This window comes from Candidatus Marinarcus aquaticus (assembly GCF_004116335.1).
In the GTDB taxonomy this organism is placed as follows: Bacteria; Campylobacterota; Campylobacteria; order Campylobacterales; family Arcobacteraceae; genus Marinarcus; species Marinarcus aquaticus.
Map to the genome: position 1 here is coordinate 1 of NZ_PDKN01000012.1, position 21,882 is coordinate 21,882.

At 35.7% G+C, this 21,882-nt stretch carries 22 protein-coding genes and 3 tRNA genes; 6 read left to right on the forward strand and 19 right to left on the reverse strand.

All coding sequences use genetic code 11. The features are described 5' to 3' along the window. Positions 1-140: 140 nt before the first annotated feature. From CRV04_RS12430 to CRV04_RS12440, 3 genes are read right to left on the reverse strand one after another with little or no spacing between them, the layout of a single operon-like run. On the reverse strand, positions 141-2,615 hold the full coding sequence (locus CRV04_RS12430; RefSeq protein ID WP_128997184.1) for an efflux RND transporter permease subunit: 2,475 nt from the start codon (positions 2,613-2,615) through the stop codon (positions 141-143). Positions 2,616-2,619: 4 nt separating this feature from the next. Then, positions 2,620-3,210 carry a Tgt2/MlaC family protein gene (locus CRV04_RS12435; RefSeq protein ID WP_128997185.1) on the reverse strand — a complete coding sequence of 197 codons (591 nt, stop codon included), beginning with the start codon at positions 3,208-3,210 and terminating at the stop codon, positions 2,620-2,622. A gap of 8 nt (positions 3,211-3,218) precedes the next feature. After that, positions 3,219-3,986 (reverse strand): MlaA family lipoprotein, encoded by a 768-nt coding sequence (locus CRV04_RS12440; RefSeq protein ID WP_128997186.1) that lies wholly within the window; start codon positions 3,984-3,986, stop codon positions 3,219-3,221. A 200-nt stretch (positions 3,987-4,186) separates the two neighbouring features. Between CRV04_RS12440 and CRV04_RS12445 the strand changes: the two genes are divergently transcribed. Further along, positions 4,187-6,325, forward strand: coding sequence for an ATP-binding protein (locus tag CRV04_RS12445; RefSeq protein WP_128997187.1), 2,139 nt, complete (start codon positions 4,187-4,189; stop codon positions 6,323-6,325). Positions 6,326-6,628: 303 nt separating this feature from the next. Here the strand turns inward: CRV04_RS12445 and CRV04_RS12450 are convergent. The 3 genes from CRV04_RS12450 to CRV04_RS12460 all read right to left on the reverse strand — a co-directional run bounded on the left by CRV04_RS12450 (position 6,629) and on the right by CRV04_RS12460 (position 6,945). Then, positions 6,629-6,704 (reverse strand) — tRNA-Cys (locus CRV04_RS12450). Between the two features lie 48 nt (positions 6,705-6,752). Then, positions 6,753-6,841: transfer RNA gene (locus CRV04_RS12455), tRNA-Ser, on the reverse strand. Positions 6,842-6,858: 17 nt separating this feature from the next. Beyond that, a tRNA-Leu gene (locus CRV04_RS12460) sits at positions 6,859-6,945 on the reverse strand. Positions 6,946-7,090: 145 nt separating this feature from the next. Between CRV04_RS12460 and ilvD the strand changes: the two genes are divergently transcribed. After that, positions 7,091-8,779 (forward strand): dihydroxy-acid dehydratase, encoded by a 1,689-nt coding sequence (gene ilvD, locus CRV04_RS12465; RefSeq protein WP_128997188.1) that lies wholly within the window; start codon positions 7,091-7,093, stop codon positions 8,777-8,779. Between the two features lie 19 nt (positions 8,780-8,798). Here ilvD and CRV04_RS12470 read toward each other — a convergent pair whose 3' ends face one another. From CRV04_RS12470 to CRV04_RS12490, 6 genes are all read right to left on the reverse strand, one after another. Continuing rightward, positions 8,799-9,230, reverse strand: coding sequence for an N-acetylmuramoyl-L-alanine amidase (locus CRV04_RS12470; RefSeq protein ID WP_128997189.1), 432 nt, complete (start codon positions 9,228-9,230; stop codon positions 8,799-8,801). After that, the gene (locus CRV04_RS12475) at positions 9,220-9,621 is read right to left on the reverse strand and encodes a hypothetical protein (protein ID WP_128997190.1); all 402 of its coding nucleotides are present in this window, start codon (positions 9,619-9,621) and stop codon (positions 9,220-9,222) included. Before CRV04_RS12475 ends, CRV04_RS12470 begins: the two co-directional genes overlap by 11 nt. 2 nt (positions 9,622-9,623) lie before the next feature. Continuing rightward, positions 9,624-9,938, reverse strand: coding sequence for a hypothetical protein (locus tag CRV04_RS12480; protein ID WP_128997191.1), 315 nt, complete (start codon positions 9,936-9,938; stop codon positions 9,624-9,626). 8 nt (positions 9,939-9,946) lie between these two features. Further along, positions 9,947-10,930 carry a phage tail protein gene (locus CRV04_RS12485; RefSeq protein WP_128997192.1) on the reverse strand — a complete coding sequence of 328 codons (984 nt, stop codon included), beginning with the start codon at positions 10,928-10,930 and terminating at the stop codon, positions 9,947-9,949. Positions 10,931-11,076: 146 nt separating this feature from the next. Next, entirely contained in the window at positions 11,077-11,235 is a 159-nt protein-coding gene (locus CRV04_RS12915; RefSeq protein ID WP_164969173.1) for a hypothetical protein, read from the reverse strand. Next, a complete protein-coding gene (locus CRV04_RS12490) occupies positions 11,219-11,497 on the reverse strand; it encodes a hypothetical protein (protein ID WP_128997193.1) in 279 nt (92 codons plus the stop codon). The genes CRV04_RS12915 and CRV04_RS12490 overlap by 17 nt, the downstream gene beginning before the upstream one ends. Before the next feature lie 150 nt (positions 11,498-11,647). Between CRV04_RS12490 and CRV04_RS12495 the strand changes: the two genes are divergently transcribed. The 4 genes from CRV04_RS12495 to CRV04_RS12510 all read left to right on the forward strand — a co-directional run bounded on the left by CRV04_RS12495 (position 11,648) and on the right by CRV04_RS12510 (position 15,874). Then, positions 11,648-12,373 carry a LexA family transcriptional regulator gene (locus CRV04_RS12495; RefSeq protein WP_128997194.1) on the forward strand — a complete coding sequence of 242 codons (726 nt, stop codon included), beginning with the start codon at positions 11,648-11,650 and terminating at the stop codon, positions 12,371-12,373. A 184-nt stretch (positions 12,374-12,557) separates the two neighbouring features. Further along, a complete protein-coding gene (locus CRV04_RS12500; RefSeq protein ID WP_128997233.1) occupies positions 12,558-13,973 on the forward strand; it encodes a Do family serine endopeptidase in 1,416 nt (471 codons plus the stop codon). A 12-nt stretch (positions 13,974-13,985) separates the two neighbouring features. After that, positions 13,986-14,663, forward strand: coding sequence for a response regulator transcription factor (locus tag CRV04_RS12505; RefSeq protein WP_228126564.1), 678 nt, complete (start codon positions 13,986-13,988; stop codon positions 14,661-14,663). Further along, complete coding sequence (locus CRV04_RS12510) at positions 14,660-15,874, forward strand: ArsS family sensor histidine kinase (protein ID WP_128997196.1); 1,215 nt, start codon at positions 14,660-14,662, stop codon at positions 15,872-15,874. Before CRV04_RS12505 ends, CRV04_RS12510 begins: the two co-directional genes overlap by 4 nt. Here the strand turns inward: CRV04_RS12510 and CRV04_RS12515 are convergent. From CRV04_RS12515 to CRV04_RS12545, 7 genes are read right to left on the reverse strand one after another with little or no spacing between them, the layout of a single operon-like run. Beyond that, positions 15,864-16,289: a hypothetical protein gene (locus CRV04_RS12515; RefSeq protein WP_128997197.1), complete on the reverse strand. Its 426-nt coding sequence runs from the start codon at positions 16,287-16,289 to the stop codon at positions 15,864-15,866. The two genes, CRV04_RS12510 and CRV04_RS12515, sit on opposite strands and share 11 nt — an antisense overlap. Beyond that, on the reverse strand, positions 16,279-17,169 hold the full coding sequence (gene cbiB / locus CRV04_RS12520; RefSeq protein WP_128997198.1) for an adenosylcobinamide-phosphate synthase CbiB: 891 nt from the start codon (positions 17,167-17,169) through the stop codon (positions 16,279-16,281). The genes CRV04_RS12515 and cbiB overlap by 11 nt, the downstream gene beginning before the upstream one ends. Continuing rightward, a complete protein-coding gene (locus CRV04_RS12525) occupies positions 17,159-18,550 on the reverse strand; it encodes a cobyric acid synthase (RefSeq protein WP_128997199.1) in 1,392 nt (463 codons plus the stop codon). The genes cbiB and CRV04_RS12525 overlap by 11 nt, the downstream gene beginning before the upstream one ends. Before the next feature lie 5 nt (positions 18,551-18,555). After that, positions 18,556-19,569: an aminotransferase class I/II-fold pyridoxal phosphate-dependent enzyme gene (locus CRV04_RS12530; protein ID WP_128997200.1), complete on the reverse strand. Its 1,014-nt coding sequence runs from the start codon at positions 19,567-19,569 to the stop codon at positions 18,556-18,558. Then, positions 19,566-20,318, reverse strand: coding sequence for an adenosylcobinamide-GDP ribazoletransferase (locus tag CRV04_RS12535; RefSeq protein ID WP_128997201.1), 753 nt, complete (start codon positions 20,316-20,318; stop codon positions 19,566-19,568). Before CRV04_RS12535 ends, CRV04_RS12530 begins: the two co-directional genes overlap by 4 nt. After that, the gene (locus CRV04_RS12540) at positions 20,315-20,806 is read right to left on the reverse strand and encodes a bifunctional adenosylcobinamide kinase/adenosylcobinamide-phosphate guanylyltransferase (RefSeq protein ID WP_128997202.1); all 492 of its coding nucleotides are present in this window, start codon (positions 20,804-20,806) and stop codon (positions 20,315-20,317) included. The genes CRV04_RS12535 and CRV04_RS12540 overlap by 4 nt, the downstream gene beginning before the upstream one ends. A 2-nt stretch (positions 20,807-20,808) precedes the next feature. After that, positions 20,809-21,876 carry a nicotinate-nucleotide--dimethylbenzimidazole phosphoribosyltransferase gene (locus CRV04_RS12545; protein ID WP_128997203.1) on the reverse strand — a complete coding sequence of 356 codons (1,068 nt, stop codon included), beginning with the start codon at positions 21,874-21,876 and terminating at the stop codon, positions 20,809-20,811. Between the last annotated feature and the right edge of the window lie 6 nt (positions 21,877-21,882).

The following is a 21,882-nucleotide window of genomic DNA, read 5'->3' on the forward strand; positions in this document are numbered from 1 at the left end:
ACAAACCTCTTCTTTTAAAGAACTCTTCAGACCAAAACTTTCTATCGTTCCTCTGAAATTGGACGGGAATTATAGACAAATTCTTACCCCTTGTCAAGGGTTTAATCTAAATATTGGCTTAAATTTTTGATTTTTTTGTTTTATGCTCTTTTTATGTCAAATGGCTTTAACATTACAAGCAGTTTTGGTAAGAGTAAAAGGTCTGCTAGAAGTACCATGAACATGACTAAAACAGTCAATAGTCCAAAGTAAATGGTAGGGATAAAATTTGATAATACCAATATAGAGAATCCAAGCACAATCACTAAGGAAGTATAATACATGGCATAGCCAATACTGTTGTGTGCATTTTTCATGGCTTGAATATAATCATTTGTTTTTTCATACTCGTCAGTAAATCGATGAATATAGTGAATGGTATCATCGACTCCAATACCAATAGAAATGGCTGCAATGGTGATGGTCATAATGTCTAATGGAATATTTAAAAAGCCCATCACACCAAAAACAATACTAATAGGTATGATATTTACAATTAAAGCAATCAAAGCAACTTTAAGTGATCTAAAGAGTACCAAGAACATAATAAAGAGTATACCTACTACAATTCCTATGGTTAAAATTTGAGATTTGAATAACGACTGCAACATATTATTGTATAACACCATCAAACTTGAGAGTTGAAAAGTAGCCTCTTGCGGTGAAACCACCGTAGGTAAATCAGTTTTGATTTTTTCAAGTAATTCGTTTCTACGTAAATTCTCTTTTGAGTCAATGATACGTGTCGTGAAACGTACTTGGTTATTCTCTATGCTCACATAAGGTGAGAGAATAATATCTTTATACTCTTGTGGCAATTTTTTATATAGAAGTGCCAATTGAATGCTCTCTAACTCTTTTCCTTCATTAAGGCTTTTACCAATTTTAAGAGTGGTTGCCAAAGATTGCACTTTTCCAATGGCATTAATGCTTTCTAAATAGTCATGCACTTTAATGATTTGATGCATTTTATCGAGTGTAAACCAGTATTCAGGTGCATCTTGATTAACCGAAAACTCCTCACTAAAAGAGTCCAAAAAGCCATCGTTGGCATCTTCTGTTTGCTCAACGGTTTTAAAATTCATAATAACATCCAGTGGTGTTGTACCTCCCAGTTTTTGGTCAATGACTTTCATTCCTTGATAAATTGGTGTGCTTTGTTTAAAATAACTGATAAAACTGTTTTCTACTATGAGTTTACTCGCACCCCATAAAGAGAAGATAAACACAAACAGACTGATGATTAAAATCGGTTTCCCAAAACGAATTACACTGTTAGAACAGAGTTTTGTCATGGAAAAAAGATGTTGCAAATCTGTTTTGTGTACTTCTACTTTTCGAAGTAACATTAACACAGAAGGAAAAACCAAAAAACCCAATAATAATGAGATAGCGATCCCTGTACTCATCATCCATCCAAGATTAATGACCGGTTTAATATCAGATACCATCAAAGAAGAAAATCCTGCAATGGTAGTAATAATGGCAAAAAATGAAGGTTTGGCTTTTGAAAGCACTGTTTGTAGAACCAACTCTTGTTGTGTTGCTGTAGAGTTTTCATTGTGCAGTTCATTATACCGCACAATCAAATGCACTACAATTGAAATTGTAATAATCAGTTGCAAAGAGATAAAGTTAGACGAAATAACAGTCACTTGCCAATCAAATAAACCCAACAGACCTGAAGTTGAAATTACTGAGAGTAAACAAATCCCTAAAGTAACCAAAATCCATCGAAGATGTCTGAAAATCATCCATAGTACGGCTATAAGTATGGCTAAAAGTGTGGTACCATAAATGAGTAAGTCCCCTTTAATATAGGTGATAATATCGTCCACAATCATATTCACACCACCTAAAAACAACTCACCAGTATCTTGGTATTTGGCCATCACTGTTCTGATGTTTTCAATGTTTTCATGCTCTTTTTGTCGTTGAATCTCTTTATGTTGTTTATACTCTTTTTGAAGGCTTTTAAGTTTTTCAGACTCTTCTTCACTTAGAGGTTGCTCTTTTTTCTTTAACTCCAACTCCTCTTTTTGTTGAATCAAAGAGAAGTATTTTTCATCACGTTCCAAATAGATTAAAATTGCCGTAGTTTTAAAATCACTGCTTACTAGAGCATTGGCGTATAAAGGTGAGTTTAAAAACTCCTGTTTAACAAGCTCTTTATCCACGCCACCTTTTTCTAATGTAGGCACATTATCCACTAAACTTGCCAAGTTTTTTGGCGGGCTTTGCAGAAGTGGTACATTTAAAATAGAGTTAATGGAGTGTACACTTGGTAACTTCTTTAAAGCTTCACTCAACGAAGCAATGGTTTGAAGTGTTTGTTCAGAAAGAAGGTCATGTTTAGGTGTGTATGCTAAAAGAAGATAATCACTCGTTCCATATCGTTTATAAATCTCTCGAGAAAACTTTAAATCTTTATCATGTTCTAAAAGAAGGGTATCAGCGGAAGCATCAATCTCTAATTTCATGGCATGAAAACCTAAAAAACACACCGCTAAAAAAATAAAAAAAAGGATTTTTTTAGGGTGCGGTAGAATAAAAGATTGATATATTTTTTCTAACATGGAACTACTTTGAGATCGCCTTCACTTCACTGAGTTTTTGAATCAACGCTTCAAAAGAGTCTTTTTGAAGGACGCCTACAAATTGGTTGATATAAGTTTGAATCATACTGACACCTAAAATATTGATATCATAAATCAACCAATCATTTTGTTTATTTTTATAAAATTTATAGATGACTTCGTAAGTATCTTCAGTCCCTTTGATATGCATCAACAGCTCAATTCTATTGGATTTTGTTTTTGTAATCCCTTGAACAAGGACTTGTTGATTGGTATATAAATTCAATTGATCCATATACGAAGCTTTGAGTTTATCCTCAAAAGTCTTTTTATAAAGTTCTTGTTGTTCATTGGTTAAACTCATCCATTGTCGTCCCAAACTCAATTTAGACATCAACTCAAAATCAAATACAGGATCAAACAGATTAAATAATGCATGCTCTTTTTGTGTTTCATCCATCGTTTTATTTTGTAAAAGTTTTGTAGCATTGTTAATTTTAGAACGCATTTGATCCAAAAGTACATCCTCTTTTAAAGCACATGCTTGCGTCAAAAACAGACAACAAATCACTACAATCTTTATTGTTTTTTTCATTTCACCCTCTACTGTTCAATCTCATTTTTTCGACGCTGTTCGTACACGTCTCGTAAAAAAGGATATAAGTCTACAGCATATTCCTTTAATTTTTCATATTCATTGAGGTGTAAAGAGGTATGATTGATCATTCGTACCCCAATTATTGCCGCTTGTTCAGAAGAGTGATTTGGGATTTGATACGGTTCATAACCCATATTAGAAGATAAAGGATTGGCCAAATTATCGATACTCAATCCAACAATGTCTCGCATATTTGAAGGTCCTATAAAAGGCAATACCACATGAAATCCACTGCCAACACCATAAAACCCTAATGTCTGCCCAAAATCCTCTTTGTGAGGTTTTAAATTGATATCTTTGGCAACATCCATAATGCCTAAAAGTCCAAAGGTTGAATTGATACCAAATCGTGCCAACTCTTCTGAAGCATTAACAAGTTTAAACTGTAAAATATTGTTAATAAATCGTACAGGAAACAAAAGGTTATTAAACACATTATCAACACCCGTTCGAATGTTTTCATGTACATAATCCGCATAAACCGTAGATACTGGTTTTACGAAATTCATATAAAAAGAGTCATTAAATGTCGTCATTGCACTGTTATAACCACTCAATGGATCAAAAATATCGTTGGCTTCATTATACTCTGCATCAAAGCTTTCCATAAATTCATCTTGATTGTGTGCTGACTGAGTTATCGATTCTTGTGCAAGAAGCGATGCATTCAAGACCGTCACAAAAATTAAAAAAATATAAACTACTCTTTTCATTCCACTCACTTTGCGTAAATATTTTTGAATAGTAACATTTTCTTGCCCTAAATAAGATAAAAGTTAACCAATTGTTAATAAAATATAAGTAGAACTGCTCATTTTTTATTAAATGGTGACAAGTCCAAAATGTCACTTAAAAGAAATAATTAAACATATTATGCAATTATCTTTAAACCTTCTCTTTTTTACAATTCATCATGGAAAAAAAGACTTATTTACATTATTTGATACGTTCCTTTTTAACAATTATTGTATTAGGTTTCGTTATCTCCGTCATACTCTATGTCGTTCTGTTTTTAAACCAAAAAGAGTGGCTGTATCAATCGTATAAAGAAAAAGCACAAGATGAATTTCAACAAACATATACCTTTTTACAACAACAAATCAATCATTACAAACTTCAACTGGATGCTATTTATGAGCTTTCTCATTTAAAACAAACACCCAAAACCAATCAAGCGTTTAAACACCTTGAAAACAATATGCTTTTAAACATCAAATCCAACAAACATATGTTTCAACTGCGCTATATCAATGCCAAAGGTCAAGAAATCATCCGTTTTGATCGTCTTAAAAATAATAAAATTGAAAAAAAAGTGCAACTTCAAGATAAAAGCAGTCGTTACTATTTCCAAAAAACAAAAGCACTCAGTGCAGAAAAATTTTATGTTTCTGATTTGGACTTAAATGTAGAAAACAAAACAATAGAACGCCCTTTTAGACCCACCATACGTATTGCAAAACCGATCTATTCTGACAACATCTTTAATGGACTACTGATCATTAACTTTGATGCACAAGAACTTGTAAATAAAATCAAAGAGATTAAAGAGTTTGATGTGTTTTGTATTGATTTAAATGGCAACTTTCTTCTGCATCCTAACCATGAAAAAAGCTGGAGCAACCAGCTTAAAACAGATTATAAAGCATTTCAAGAGATACCTAATCTCAATAATCTCATTGAAAATCCCTATTGGGATCAAAATAAAACCTATTATTTAAGAAAAATTCAACTGACAGACAATGACTTTTATATTTTATACGCCTTAAAAAAGAGCCTTTATACGCAACAACTCAATGAGTTGCAATTTGAAATGTTGAGACTCTTTTTTATCATTGGCATATTAGGGCTTCCTTTAGCGATGTTCAGTGCATACGTACAATCAAGTAAAACCATTTTACTGGATAACATCATCAACAATATTCCTCACCCCATTTATATCAAAGACACAAACGGTGATTTTAAAATCATCAATCAAGCTCTTTTAGAGTTTTTAGGTTTTGCGCACAAAAAAGATCTGATCAACAAAAATTCATATGAAGTGATTAAAGATAATACACCAATTAATTCGAATGAAAAAGACAAAAAAGCTTTAGAAAAAGGGGACTTAAGAACTATTGAGAAATACGTCAGTAAAGATAACAATGAATACTATTTTGAAATTATCCGTGTCAAAATACAATATTTCACACTTTTTTATAAAACCTATCTGCTTGGTATTGCCATTGATATCACCGAGATTAAAAGAAGCAATCAAGAGTTGACTCAAAAAGTGACCAATGAAGTTAATAATCGAATGCTCACCGAACGTCTTTTAATTCAACAAAGTAAGATGGCGTTAATGGGCGAAATGATAGGCAATATTGCGCATCAGTGGAGACAACCTCTTTCGGTTATTTCAACCTCTGCAACAGGTATTAAAATTCAAAAAGAGCTTGAAATGCTCAACGATCAATTTTTGCTTGATACATTGGATGCTATCAATAACTCCGTACAACACATGTCAAGAACCATTGATGATTTTAGGGATTTTTTCAAACCACACAAAAGCAAAAATGCATTTCAACTCTGTGATGCCATCGCAAAAGCAATTTCACTTGTCAAACCCCAATATGTCAATCACGATATTCTTATAATAGAAGCTTTAGAAGATACAAAACTCTATAATCTGCAAAATGAGTTTACGCAAGCATTGTTAAATATTTTAAACAATGCACGTGATGAGCTCATCAAACACAAACATCAACGACGCCTTATTTTCATAAAAAGTCATCTGTGTGAAGATAAAAAAAATGTTCATTTAATCATTCAAGATAATGCAGGTGGTATTCCACCTCAAATCATTGATAAAATCTTCGATCCTTATTTTACGACCAAACAAGAGAGCAATGGAACGGGTATTGGTCTTTATATGTCCAAGCAAATCATTGAAGAGCATATGGAAGGAGTCTTAAAAGCACAAAACAGAGTTTTTGAGTATGAAGATGTAGAGTACACGGGTGCCTGTTTTGAGATTATTTTGCCTATTTCGACTCAAAAACAAGAATTACTTTAATAAAAAATTTATTTTTTTATTTTAAGTTTAATTAAATGTGACATCTTTTTGTTACAATAATTAAAATCATTCTCTTTAGGAGACAACAATGGAAATCTTGGACTTTATCTACTTTATAGCAGCATTTGCAGCCGCTGGTTTTTCATTCATTTATATTAAAGAAAGAAGAAAAGCAAACTGACTTATAGACATTCTGCATAAAGCAGAAGTCTATATGCTGACATTTTTTTCTTATTGATTCTCTCAACCATTCATCAGCTTGGCAATATTGTATTCTCTGTTTTAGGGGTTTTATATAAGACTTGGAGGAGGTAGCCGGACTCGAACCGACGCATACAGGATTTGCAATCCCGGGCATTACCAACTTTGCTATACCTCCAACAAAAATCATTTTAACAGTGATAAGAAAAAATGATTAAAAAAGAAGTGGCAGAGAGCAAGGGATTCGAACCCTCGGAGGCGTGAACCTCGCCGGTTTTCAAAACCGGTCCATTCGACCAACTCTGGCAACTCTCTACATAACATTATTATAGTGGTGCGAATGGTGAGAATCGAACTCACACTCCCAAACGGGAACGGGATTTTAAGTCCCGCGCGTCTACCAGTTCCGCCACACTCGCACTTTGTGTGTACTTTTAGATAAGTCTTCTTATCAAAATGGAGTGGAATTATATTTAAAAAATTTTTATTTGTCAAGGCTTTTACTGAAATTTTTTTATTTTTCTGCTATAATCAATCAAATTTATTAATGTATAAGGATATTCAATGAGAAGTGATGAAGTAAAAAGAGGTTTTCAACGTACACCTCATCGATCATTATTAAGAGCAACAGGATTACAAGATGAAGATTTTGACAAGCCATTTATTGGTGTTGCCAACTCATTTATTGAAATCATTCCAGGGCACTTCTTTTTAGATAAAGTTTCAAAAATTATTAAAGATGAAATCAAAGCAAACGGCTGTGTACCGTTTGAGTTTAATACCATTGGAGTTGATGATGGTATCGCAATGGGACATGATGGAATGCTCTTTTCTCTTCCATCAAGAGAACTGATTGCAAGTTCAATTGAAACCGTGATGAACGCGCATAAACTTGATGCAATGATTGCAATTCCAAACTGCGATAAGATTGTACCTGGTATGATCATGGGAGCATTACGAGTTAATGTTCCTACGGTTTTTGTCAGTGGTGGACCTATGGCAAAAGGGCATACCAAAGAGGGAACTCCTATTGACTTAGCAACCGCATTTGAAGCCGTAGGTAAACACGAAGCAGGTGAGATGAGCGATGAAGAGCTGAAAGATATCGAGTGTAATGCCTGTCCTAGTGGGGGTTCATGTTCAGGAATGTTCACTGCAAACTCCATGAATACCCTTATGGAAGCCATGGGAATTGCCTTGCCAGGAAATGGTACGATTTTAGCCTTAACGCCTGAAAGAGAAAAGCTTTACAGAAAAGCTGCCAGAAGAGTGTGTGAAATTGCCAAAGATGCACAAGCAACAGAGAAGTTTAAATTACGAAACATCTTAAATGAAAATGCAGTTAGAAATGCTTTTGCAGTCGATATGGCAATGGGTGGAAGCTCTAATACAGTTCTTCACATGCTTGCTATTGCTAAAGAAGCTGAAGTAAACTTCAACCTTGAAGACATTAACAAAATCTCTAAAAGAGTATCACACATTGCTAAAATTTCTCCATCACTTTCAACCGTGCATATGGAGGACATCAATAAAGCAGGTGGTGTAAACGCCGTAATGAAAGAGATGACCAAACGAGGTGATGATATCTTAATTGATAACTTAACCATCTCAGGTGAGTCTTTATATGAGAAAATCTCTGATGCATACATCAAAGATACCAACATCATCCACACCATTGATAACCCCTATTCACAAGTGGGTGGTTTGGCGATTCTTTATGGTAATTTAGCAGAACAAGGTGCGGTTATTAAAACAGCTGGTATTACAGGTGATAGAGTATTTACTGGTAAGGCTGTTTGTTTTGATGGACAACCAGAAGCGATTAAAGGCATCATTGATGGTAAAGTAAAAGCGGGTGATGTGGTTGTTATTCGATATGAAGGTCCTAAAGGTGGTCCAGGTATGCAAGAGATGCTTGCACCTACTTCATTGATTATGGGAATGGGTCTTGGAGATAAAGTTGCCTTGATCACCGATGGAAGATTCTCTGGGGCAACCAGAGGGGCTTCTATTGGTCACGTTTCTCCTGAAGCAGCAGAAGGTGGAATGATTGGACTACTGCAAGATGGCGATGAAATCCATATTGATGTGGATCAATATATCCTCTCTGTAAACTTAAGTGATGAAGAGATTGCACAACGAAAAGCAACCTTCAAACCACTCAAAAAACCTCTTAACTCAAAATGGTTAGGACAATACCGAAGCTTAGTAACCAATGCAAGTAGCGGGGCAGTCTTAAAAACTGACCTTTAAAATTAGTATAGCTTTTAAGCTATACTAATGCGGGCATAAAATTCTCTAAAAACCATTCTTTGTCAAAATTGGGACAACTTTTAGAGGAGACTTCATAATGAAATAAAATATTCTCTTTTGTCCAATCATACTGTTGCACCAATGAGTTTAACACCGTTTGCAACGCCTCATACTGGCGGGTTGAAAACTGCTCATTTCCAATTAAACAGATCCCCAAATAGTCATTATACCCTTTGGCATGAGCTCCTGCTTTGTCCCAGTCTCTTCCCATCTCAATTTGACCGTTCATAAACTCCAAATAGGTGTTGTTTTCAACATGCCCATTAAGAATGACTAAATGGTAGCCAATGCCATCCCAACCTCTTTGTCTGTGCCACAATTCAATCTCTTGTGCATTTCCAAAATGACTTTCACTGCAATGAATGATGACTCCCGGATAACTACGTTTCATGTTTCTCCTTTTTATTCAAACTCTCAATAAAACCTCCGCCAAAATAGAAAGAGACAATGGCCATCATAATCTCCCCAAGCCACATTTTATTGGCAAAATCCAACGCTTTGTGAACATTGTCCATATTCACCCATCCATACAGTGCACCTAATACCCCATTTGCCATGATGAACAAAAAAACAACGGTAAACATCACTGCTAAATATCGTTGTGCCAATTTAAAAGGCGCATATGCAGAAATAAGCTGCATTTTTGCTCGGGTTTTAACCTCTATGAGTTTGGCTTGATTTTGCACTTTTTCTTCATCTGAAGTCCATGCTTCATCGATGAGTTCCAAACTTTTTTTAATCACCTCACCGCTTCCAAATATGGCAGACAAAACTTCCAACATACTCACTCCTTATATTTTGCTTCGACATAGTTCAAAATACGCGCTACACTCTTATCCAACGTATCAAAGCGACGGTCCAAATGCTTTTCAAAAAGCTCAAACTCTTTTCTTCGCAAATAGACTTCATCCGCTCTGTGCGTGGTTAAATACTGTTTTTTTTGCGTTTGAAGTTGCACAATATCTTCAGAGTGTTTATCTGCACGTTTAAATAGACCATCAATTTGCTTTTTAAATTCACCGTTTTGATACTTATTCACAGCAAACTGAGCAATCACACCACACACAACCACCGCCAAAGATACGTGCCAACTCTCCATATTTTTGCCTAATATTTGATGCAATACATCATTGCGATGTTTCGTGGTCGTGTTTCATTAGCACCACTATCATCAATACTTATAGTAAATGATTGACTTGAGTTTGACATTATTACTGTACGACTATCATCATTTTGTTGCATCGTAGGTCTATAGGGTTGTCCTGATGAAAAACTACCTCCTTTTATAGTGTGCTTATGTGTTCCACTTGAAGTTACCGTACCAGTATGTGTATGATTCTTATTTTCACAATCCTGAAAACTTGCAATATCTCTATCAATATCAACACCTCTTTCATTATCCCAACCTCGGACAAACTCGCCTCGTAAATCAGGTAAATTAAATGTAGTAATATCATCCCCTACTCCATAGGTTGTTCCAATAACGGCAAACAACTCTGCATACTCTTCTCTTGAAACTTCTGCTCCATTACACTCAAAGAAGCCTTCAGGAATCACCGATGAAGGGTTAATAAAAATCATTCCCGTAGGTACGGTGAAGTTTTTTAACTCACTTTTAGTTGGTAGGTTTTCCAATTTCTCTTTTAAAGCTTGTGTAAAGTGTTTTAATTCGCTTGTTTCAGCAATATTACTTAAATCTAATGTTGCTAAATCTGCTTTGTTTTGTTTGATAAAGTTCACAATCTCTTGTAACTCGTCAAGCGTTGTGTCATCACTTGCAAGTACGGTTTTAATCGCCTCAATTGCACTGCTTGCAATGGTTAACTTCTCATTTAAAACTCTTCCTTGATTTGCACTCAAAGGGGCACTAGTAAGGGTTGAAACCAAATCATCCACAATATCAGATACATTGACTTTTAATGCCAAGATCTCTTCTAAACCTGTGATTTTAGAAGGTTCAATGCTCTCTAAATCAATTCTGTTTTGTTTGACACAAAGGTCAATCTCTTTTAAACTCTCCAGACTTGTATCACTTGATAATAGAAGTCTTACGTTGTCCACTAAATTTTCTACAACATTTTCTGTTGCCATGTTTTTTCCTTTTTTATTTTAATCTGTTAAAGCCTTGGGCTCACCATATAAAACGAACACTCAAAGAGAGTCGTTTTACGCTTTCAACAGTCAAATTATAAAAGGATTGTTGTGCACAAAAGAGATGTTTTTTTTCAAATTTATCTCTAAATTTTTAAGAGCAATTCCACCTCCTCCTCTTTAGTAGCACTGCCATTCTTAACCTTTTGTATCAACTTTTTATCAATATAAACCACCTCTTGAACCAATTGGTTCACCTCTTTTTGTTTGATCTGTTTTTTTCTTTTTTTATTTTCGGTACTCATCTTCCACCTCCTGAATTATTTTATAAATCACTCGACGACTCAACTGCATTTCGGTGCTGAAAAATTTCACAAATCGTGTTTTTTTATCTTCTATTTGTAACAGTTTCAAGTGTCGTCGTACCATCTCTTTAATGCGATAAGTCTTATGTGCTTTTTTGGGTATTTTAAGCTCAATGCCTGAAAAACTATCACACACTTTAAATGCCAGCTCTTCCCCTAACTCTTGCACAAGAAGTTCATATGTATTGATTCGAATACTCATTTTTTCTCCTTTTAATGTTTGAACGATTGTATTGCAATTAGCAACATAATTACTAAATGTAATAGTAATATTATTTCTATCAAAGTTCTCTTAAATAGTATTTTTGTTACTATATATTTTGGTAATATAATTACTATACAAGGAGATGGCATGCAATTTAGCAGTAATTTAAAATATTACAGAAACCAAGCAGGGCTTTCACAAGGCGTATTGGCACAAAAAGTTGAAGCCATCACGGGAAAAAAAACGACCTATGAAAACATCAAATCTTGGGAAAATGGCACCAATGTCAAAATCAGTGATATTTACGCATTAGCAGAGGCTTTAAGTATCCCTGAACAACTCCTTTTTGACAATTCACCACGCACATTAAAAAAAATATCAAAACATCAAACCATTCAAGCCAATAATGACAACTTTTTATTTGAATCAAGCTCCGAAGAGGACAGTTATATCTTAGAGGTTTACAATGGTGCAGTTGGAGCAGGAAGTGAAGGGGTCATTGAAGAAGCAGACAGTAAAAAAATAAGAGTCAGCAAAGCCTTTGTACTGGATGCCAATATCAAACCTGAAAACCTGATGATGTTTAAAGTTGTGGGCGACAGCATGGAACCCACTATCAGCATGAACGACTGGGTGATTATAGATATGGCCAATGGAAGAAGTTTCTATGAAGTGGATGGAATTTATCTTATTAATATTGATGACACCCTTCAAATCAAACGATTACATTTTCGAGGGAAAAAAGGGATTGATATCATCTCTGATAACGAAAAATTTCCAAAACTCAATAGCTTAAGTGATTGCGACAGAGTCACTGTGATTGGAAAACTCTATACACACATCAAGATTGGTTCAGGCTTGGCATTGAAATAAACCCAAAGAGAATCTTTTATTCACATTTTGATACTATATATAAAATATGAACAGAAAAACTTTAAAAGGTTACTAAAGCCCTTATTTTGCGCTTTATTAACCTTTTATTAACTTTTCATTGGTTTACAGTTTATTCATAGTGGTTACAATTTGGTAAACATTTAGAAAAAAGGATACACATATGTTGAAAAAGGGCGCAAAACTTTTTATCATTACTGGGTTTATGTCTGCAAATCTGTTTGCAGCATCCATTACATTTGAAACCGTTAAAGAGAATCCTCAAAGAGTGATTCCCAATACAACAACTCAACTCTTTTCATTTCATGACATTATTAAAGAACCTATGAAGTCAGTGGTGAATATTTCTGCAAAAAAACATGTACGTCAAAATAATAATATTCCATTACAAATGCTCAATGACCCATTTTTAAGAAAATTCTTTGGGGAAGGCTTTGGACAGATGTTTAACGAAAGCAGAATCCAACGTTCACTGGGGTCTGGGGTGGTTGTATCAAGCAATGGATATATTGTAACAAACAATCACGTCATTGAAAATGCGGATGAAGTTACCGTCACGCTTTCAAACGACAAAACAGAGTACACTGCAAAAATCATTGGAAAAGATGCCGATTCAGATATTGCCGTGGTTAAAATTGAAGCCAATAACTTAACTCCCATTAAATTTGCTTCATCAAACGATTTACGCATTGGGGATGTAATTTTTGCCATTGGAAACCCATTTGGTTTAGGGGAGTCTGTTTCACAAGGAATTATTTCAGCACTGAATAAAAACAAAGTAGGGATCAACCGATACGAAAACTTCATTCAAACCGATGCCTCAATCAACCCAGGGAACTCTGGGGGAGCACTTGTAGACAGTCGTGGAGCACTCATTGGTATTAATTCAGCCATTATCTCAAAAAGTGGAGGTAATGACGGTATTGGATTTGCCATTCCTGTGGATATGGTCAAAAATGTGGTCACAAAACTGATTCAAGATGGGAAAGTCACTCGTGGTTATTTAGGTGTCATCATCGATGACTTAAGTCCAGAGTTAGAAAAAGTCTATAAACGAAAACAAGGGGCATTGGTACTTGATGTTGAAGATGACACACCTGCAGACAAATATGGTCTTAAACGTGGGGATTTAATCTATAAAATCAATGACATTGCCATAAAAGACCGTGTGGATTTACAAAACGTCATTGGAGATTTTAAACCAAAACAAAAAGTGGTCTTAGAAGTTGAAAGAAACAAAAAAGAGATCACCTTAGTCATTGTATTGGCCGATCGTTCAACACTCACAGCAGCGACAGAAGGAACTGTACTTGGCGGCTTAAAACTGACACAGATTAATGACCAAATTATCCAACAATTCAGACTGCCTCGAAATTTTGAAGGGGTGATGGTACGAGATGTTGAACCAAAAAGCAAAGCTGAAAAAGTTGGTTTTCAAGCAGGGGATGTTATCATCCAAATTGAAGACATTGAAATCAAACAATTAAGCGATGTGGATAAAGCATTGAAACAGTACAATAAAGCCAATAAACGAATCTATGTGAATCGATTTGGGCAAACTATTTTGTTTGTGATTCAATAAAAAGGATATCCCATAACACCTGTACTTATGATAGAAGACGATCTGGAGCTTGCAGATATCATCACGCGATATCTGAGCTCTTTTGATATTGAAGTAACCAACACGGACAGCCCTTATACGGGATTGTCCATGATCAGTACTGAAAAGAAGTATAAACTTTTGATTTTGGATTTAACTTTGCCTGAAATTGATGGATTAGAACTCATCCCTAAAATCAGAGCGGTCTCTTCTATTCCTATTATTATCACCAGTGCACGTGATGATATTTTAGATAAAGTCATGGGCTTAGAACGAGGTGCAGATGACTACTTGCCCAAACCCTATAACCCAAGAGAGCTCAGTGCCAGAATCAAAGCGATTTTGAAACGCATGCAACCCGTTGAAACAACATCAGATGAAAGCAACACTGTCTTTACTCTTAAAACTGATGACATGCAGATACTCTTTCAAGGTAAAGCCTTGGAGCTTACGATGGCAGAGTTTGATATCTTAAAACTGCTTATTCAAAGAAAAGGTGGGGTTGTATCACGAGAAGATTTCATCTATGACAGTTTTCATATTGAAGATGACAGCAGTCTTAAAAACATCGATGTGATGATTTCACGAATCAGAACAAAACTCTCTAAAATCGATGATTCTCAAACCTACATCAAATCCGTTCGAGGAATTGGTTATCAATTAATCCAATGAAAAACATATCCATCTCAACGTTTATCAATATCATTTTTGCCGTGGCTTTTTTTGCCATTACTCTCGCATTTGTGTTGTTTGTTAATCTTGATAAAGAGCGTTACATCATCTCTCAACATCAACGTTATATGTTCATTGCAGAGTCTTTGCTCAAACGTCTTCAAACCTACCCTAGCAGTGAAGATTTAGAAAGCATGTATGATCAATTTGATGTTAAAGAGGTTAAAAAACGAGATAAAAAGCTGGATATTATTAATAACTCTGAACTGCAACTGATTAAAAACTCCTATATAGGAAGAATGAGGGTTTATAAAGCCGATGATAACTTTTATATCTACGTGCAACAACTTAGCTACAACCTCATGCTCAAAGACTTACAACCCAAACCCTATAACTTTCAAATTGCCCTGTTTATCTATACGCTGTTTTTTATCACTTTTATGATGTTGTACATTCTTTTGGGACGAAAACTTAAACCATTAAAAAAACTCACCAAACAAATTGACCAATTTTCACAAGGAGACATCAACGTCAAAATAAACGCCTACAGCAACGACGAGATAGGAAAAATTGCGCGAAGTTTTGCCAAAGCTTTGGAGTTTATTAAAAACCAATCCAAGTCAAAAAACCTTTTTATGAGAAACATGATGCATGAACTTAAAACCCCTATTACCAAAGGCATGATTATCGCAGAAACGCTTCCTAATGTGCGCGATAAAGAGATTTTACAAAATGCCTTTGAGAGAATGAATAACATCATTAAAGAGCTTTCAACCGTAGAGAAAATCTCTTCGAATATTTTAAATCTTCACAAAGAGAAAGTGGAGTTTTTTCATCTGTATACGCAAACACTTAAACTCATGCTCACAGATGCACTGCCGATTACCACGCGTTTTGAAAAATTTCAAGCGTGTGTGGACAGAGACCTTTTTTGTATTGTTTTAAAAAACCTTTTAGACAATGCAGTGAAGTTTAATACGCATGGCGATGTGGTTGCACGAGCAACAAAACAAAAAGTGGAGATCATCTCGCATGGGGAACCTCTAAAAAATGAGTTAGATTACTACACGGAGCCTTTTTCACAAGAGGAGAAGCGAAGCGATGGTTTTGGATTGGGTCTTTATATTGTAAAAACCATTGTTGATCTGCACGGCTTTAAGTTCAAATATACGCACCAAAAAGGGCAAAATATCTTCACCATTATTTTTTAGGTTCAACCTCTTTCATAATGCTTTTCCAATCTCGTTGGAAATGTTTTTTAATGTACGAGACTCTGTGCGGTACGATACAGCTTGCACAGTTTTGATGAATGTAATCTTCCCCTTCAAATTGACTTCCATCGCGACTGTCAATACTACAAAACGAGAAAAGGGTTTTGCCGTTTTGTTGCTCAAAGCCATCATCATCAAAACGAAAATTGGGGCAAGCACATAAATAACAGTTGAGATTCTCCATCTCGTGGCACTGTTTATTTTTTTCATACAAAGGACAAAAGTCCGGTTCATGTTTCACCATGTTTTCAAAACGAAAATACTCTATGACTTCATCATCACTTCTGTCTTTGAGTTTTTCCATGATTTTGGCATGTTTTTGTGCGTGGGCGTCAAACCACTTTTTATATGACATACAATACTCCTAATAACAACACCACCGCCATATCCAATCGTGGTTTTAGACTTAAGGCTTTTTGTACATCCTCTTCACTGATTTGTTCTTTGCCATCTCCAAAATAGGGTTTCTCTTTCAAGACTCCGAAATAAGAGGTTTCACCACCGAGTTTCACACCTAACGCCAAGGCCATTGAGGCGATGGGAAGACCTGCATTGATACTGGCATGCTCTTTGCCGTACATATAAAACTCATTGAAGGCTTTTTTACTTCCCATAAGAACGGCAATCAACACTGCTGTGATTCGTGCAGGAATAAAATTAAGCAAATCATCCAAACGCGCGGCCACTTTTCCAAAACGTTCATAATGTTTGGTTCGATACCCTACCATAGAGTCTAAGGTATTCGCTGCTTTATACAAATAAGCCCCCACCAAACCAAAACAGACCAAATAAAAAAGAGGTGCAATTACGCCATCACTGAGGTTTTCTGCATAGGTTTCAATACAGGCTTTATTCACATCACTCTCACTTAAATCTTGCGTGTCCCTGCTTACAAGCATGGCTATGCGCTCCTTTTTTTGCACCAACGATAGACTCTCGATGACATCTTTTACGCTTTTAAAAAGCATCTTTGAAGAGAGTGTAAAACTCGCAACAAGAGCTTGTATGATCAAACTGTCAATCCAACTTATTACCGTGGCAATACAAAACACAATCAACAGTAAAGATAGGACCAACACCGCTCCTCGTCGTATGGAGTCTTTATAAAAGCGTTTTTCAAACCATACAATATACTCTCCCATAAAGACAATGGGGTGTTTAAACCACTTAAAACGTTCAAACTCTGAAAAGAAAAAGTCAATGATATAGGCCAATAAAGCGATGCTATAAAACACTTTGTTCTATCCTTTGTATATTCAGATGTTGTTTCATTCGTTGAACAAAACTCTCAATACGCCTTTGTTTATACTCTTGAAAATCAAACCCTTCATACGTTGCATCAATACGTTTAAAAAATGCTGTTCGAAAGGCATTGTTATCAAACAAACCATGCACAAATGTGGCATTAATTTGTTTGCTTTCATAGACCAAACCATATTTTTGAAGCACTCCATGATGAATCTCAAATCCTTCAAGAGAACATCCAAAAAGAGAATAAAGACTCTTTTTTAAGATTTTTTCTTGCTCAAAAATAACCTCATCGTCAATCAAGCCAAGCCCTCTTTCTTCTGTGGCGGTTTCATTTTCAATCGCATACGGATCTTTAAGTGTAACACACAACATCTCAAAGCCACCACAAATGCCCAAAATTTGTTTCTCATAACTTTGTAAAGCATGAAACAATCCCGTACTTTTTAACCACTGCAGATCTTGTATCACCAGTTTTGACCCTGGCAGAATAATGGCATCAAAAGAGTCCAACGCGATGTTGTTATGTATGAACTCTACAAAGACTTCTTCATCTGCAATGAGTGGTTCAAAGTCATTATAGTTACTCATCGTAGGATACGCAATCACCCCTACTTTGATTTTTGATTTCTCTTTGTTTTGTACAAAATTTTTTAAACTGGCACTGTCTTCAAAACCTAAATTAAAAGGCTCATACGGCAACACTCCTAACACAGGAATTTTAAAATCCTCTTCTATGATACGTAGCCCCTCTTCAAAAAGGGTCATGTCTCCTCTAAACTTATTGACAATCACCCCGATTACATTGTGACGCAGTTTTTCAGGCAGTAAGTTATAGACACCCCAAATAGAAGCAAATACGCCCCCTTTTTCAATATCTGCTACAAGTATGATTTTGGTGTTGTACTCTTGGGCTATAAAAATATTGGAGAGGTCTTTGTCCATTAAATTAAGCTCAACTGGACTTCCAGCACCTTCACACACCACACAATCATAGGTTCTGTTTAAAAAATCAAAACATCGTTTTACAGCCGGTTTAAGCATGTCCAAATCACGATAATACTCTCGCACATCTTTATTGGTCACCACTTTTCCTTCCACAATGAGTGATGCAGAGTTGCCTCGTCCTGATTTTAAAAGCACGGGATTGAGATGATAACTTGTTGGTACGCCTAACACTTCTGCTTGAAAATATTGAGCAATGGCAATCTCACTGCCATCATCACACACATGCGCATTGTTGGAAACATTTTGAGCTTTAAAAGGCGCCACAGTGTGGCCCAACTCTTGTAAAATTCTGGCAATGACAAAGGTGATGGTTGATTTTCCAGCGTCACTGCTGGTTCCGAAAATTGAAATATTTCTCATACGCCCTACTTCATGCTTTCCAATGCTTGTTTTAAAACTTCTATGCTTTGAGAACTCTTCACTGCAATACGCACATACGAATCATCTAAAAAGTCAAAATTGCCACAGTTTCGTACCATGATTTTAAAAGGTTTCAACTGCTCTTGAAACTGCACGGCATTCATGCTGTTAAGTTGTACCAACAAATAATTGGCACTGCTGCTGTAGACATGTTTAAACAAGCCAGAGTTTTTCAACACCTCTTCAAGCAAAAGATTGTTTTTTATATTGACTGATTTGGCAATTTGTTTAAAGCTTTTGTCTTTTAAAGCAGCTTGTAAATAGTGTGAGTCAAACTGTGAGAGTTTCCACATGGGCTCTTTTTCTTGCAGTTTTTTAATATTGTTTGCATTGGACACAAGCGTTCCCACACGAATACCTGCACTGCTGTAAAATTTGGTCATCGATTTTAAAATATAGAGATTTTCATACTCATTGAGATATTTAATCACACTCTTTTCATTAGTAAAATCCAAAAAAGATTCATCGACAAGCACTGTGGCATTTTGCTCTTTCCAATACTCCAAGAGTATCTCAATATCATAATAACGTCCATCAGGCGTTGAAGGGTTAACAAACACCACTAAAGAGTTGAGCTCTATGCCTGCATCAAAGTGATTAAAGCGATTAATCAGTTGCAACTCATAGCCAAAGTTTTTTGCTGCTTTTTTATACTCTAAATACGCAGGTGAATAAATCGTACACTTATTTAATTGAAGATGTCTAAAAAGAGTGAAAATGGCACTGCTTCCCCCATTGAAAAGCTCCATTTGCTCTTTTTTTATTCCATAATTCGAAGCAATCGCTTCATACAATGCATCGTACGTTGGATACGAAGAGATATCCAAATCATTAAAATTTAAATGAATACTGGGCTGTACAAAGTTAATGTTCGAAGATAAATCAATCACTTCATTGACTTCACAGTCCAATGCTTTAGCAAAAGCCTCTATTTGTCCACCGTGTTCAAATGTTTTCAAAGCAGCATCAATCCTATGTTTAATAAAATCAATTCAACCACTTCTAACGTAAAGCCCAAACAATCGCCGTTTAAAAAGCCAAATTTACTTTTTAGCAGACGTAAAATAAGTGTAAACGCCACAATAGAGACCACAGCAAAGAGTAACACTGCATTCACATTCAAAGCAAAATAGACCAAAATCATATAAGCAATCAACATCACCACCAGCAGTTTACCTTTGGCACTCTTTTTAAGCTCCTGTGCAAACGTTGAGTTTTTGTGCACTTTAAACCAATTAAGAGAAAAGGCCAATCCCAAACGACTGAACACCATCGCAGCCAATGCCAACGTAATCAAACCATTTAAAAAAAGCGTTACCATCACAGAGACTTTTAGAAGCACTAAAATAAAAGTTGCAATGGCACCAATTGCTCCCACATGTGGCTCTTTCATAATACTGTACACATCTTTACCACTTAAAGAGGCATACCACGCATCCACCACATCACACACCGCTTCAAGGTGTAAAAAACCATATAAAACCAGATAGATACAAGCACTCACAATAGCACTGTACTCTAAGGGCATAAAACCTTTTAAAAACAAAAAACTTGCTGCACTGATAAGCCCAATAATAAACCCCACCAATGGCAGTCCAAAGAGTACGCCATCATACGTCATCTTATGCATCTTTTTAATATTACTGCCTAAAGGCAAGATTGAAAAGTATGAAAAGCTCAAAAATATCCCATCCAGAAAATATCTCATTTTAACCTTCTTTCTATTGTGTATTTAACTTCAATCACTTCATCGCACTGTTGTGCTAAAAACTGACCTAAAAGCCCTGATTTATCAACAAATTCTCGACTCTGCTTCTCTAAAGGAATCACCCCACTATTAATATCATTAAGGATAAATATCACATTGCATTCTATGCTAAAAAGTGCATTTAACTGCTCTAAAAGTTCCTCAAAATTGTTTTGCATGTGATTCAATAAATACATTGTCATACAATCTACCACATACGTATTGCCTTCTTTTATCACTTTGGCTAAGTCATGACTCTCTTCAATACAAATAAAATCCTCTTTTCTCTCTTCTTGGTGTTTTTTTATTCGCTCTTGCATCGCCTCATCATTAAAACTGTTATCATATGTTGCGATATAGTAGGGCTTATTATCAGCTATTTGCAGTGCCCGTTTGGAAGCACACGACGTTTTGCCCGATTTTTGACCACCAAAATAAAAAAGTTTCATGTTTATCCTAAATAACTTTCTATTTTTTGAACAATAGTATTTGTGCTTAAACCATTAATCAAACCATACACCAACGCTCCACCAGCACCAACGCCCTCTTTTGCTTCCCCTTTATCGTAAAGCTTTAACACCTCACTTTGACTGCTTGAAAAGTCAAAAGTGGCACAATAGGCATTGACTTTAAAGTCCAACAACTCTAAAAGTGCTTTGATATTGGAGTGCTCATCTTGAGCAATCCATTTGGTCGTACAAAGTGCCAGATTATCACTGTTGATTTCACCGCCCATGGTTTTTAATACTGAGTTAACAACCAACAGTACACTTGCCATTTGAGTGCCACCAGCAAGTATGAGTTTATGATCTTGTGATTGAAGTCCTAAAATAAACCCTGCATTAAAAACAATCATATTATCACTGACCAAACTGAGCTTAGTAAAAAGATCCTCGCTTGTTTGAGCTTTATTTAATGCTTTTTGGATGACTTCATCACGAAGTGTTCTCGGTACATTTTTAAATGAACTTGAAAAATACTCTTTACAATCATAGCCCAAAGCTTGTGCTGTTGCATTGGCGGTTGTTGTACCTGCGGGTATGGTCTCTGCTAAAAGAGTATACTGTGCTTGGGTAGTGTAACTTTGCCCAAACTCAACCCCTTTTTGGAACACTTCCAAAGCATCCATCACGGAACCCTCTTGGGCAATATTGCCACAACTTGGAATCTCTAAAGCGTGTGTTGTAAAGTAGTTGATATTTGCTTTCACACTCATGCCCAAATCAAGCAGTTCAATACTTGAAAAAGGGTGCAATTCATGAACCGCACGCGTAATAAGTGCAGGAGTAGGAATACCTGAAGGTGTGCTTGCAATCTCTGGCAAAGAACGTACCTCTCCCGTGGTAACAAACTCCGCATCCAATGTGGGTGTTAAATGCAAATTTCCAGGAATACCTGCTTGAGACAGTCCTTCTATCTCACATGTTTTTGTCACTGCACATGACAACAAAAAGTTGGCCTGTTTTCCACGAAGACTCTCCAAAAAATCAACATTTCCTAAAAGGGTTTGATATGACATTTTTTT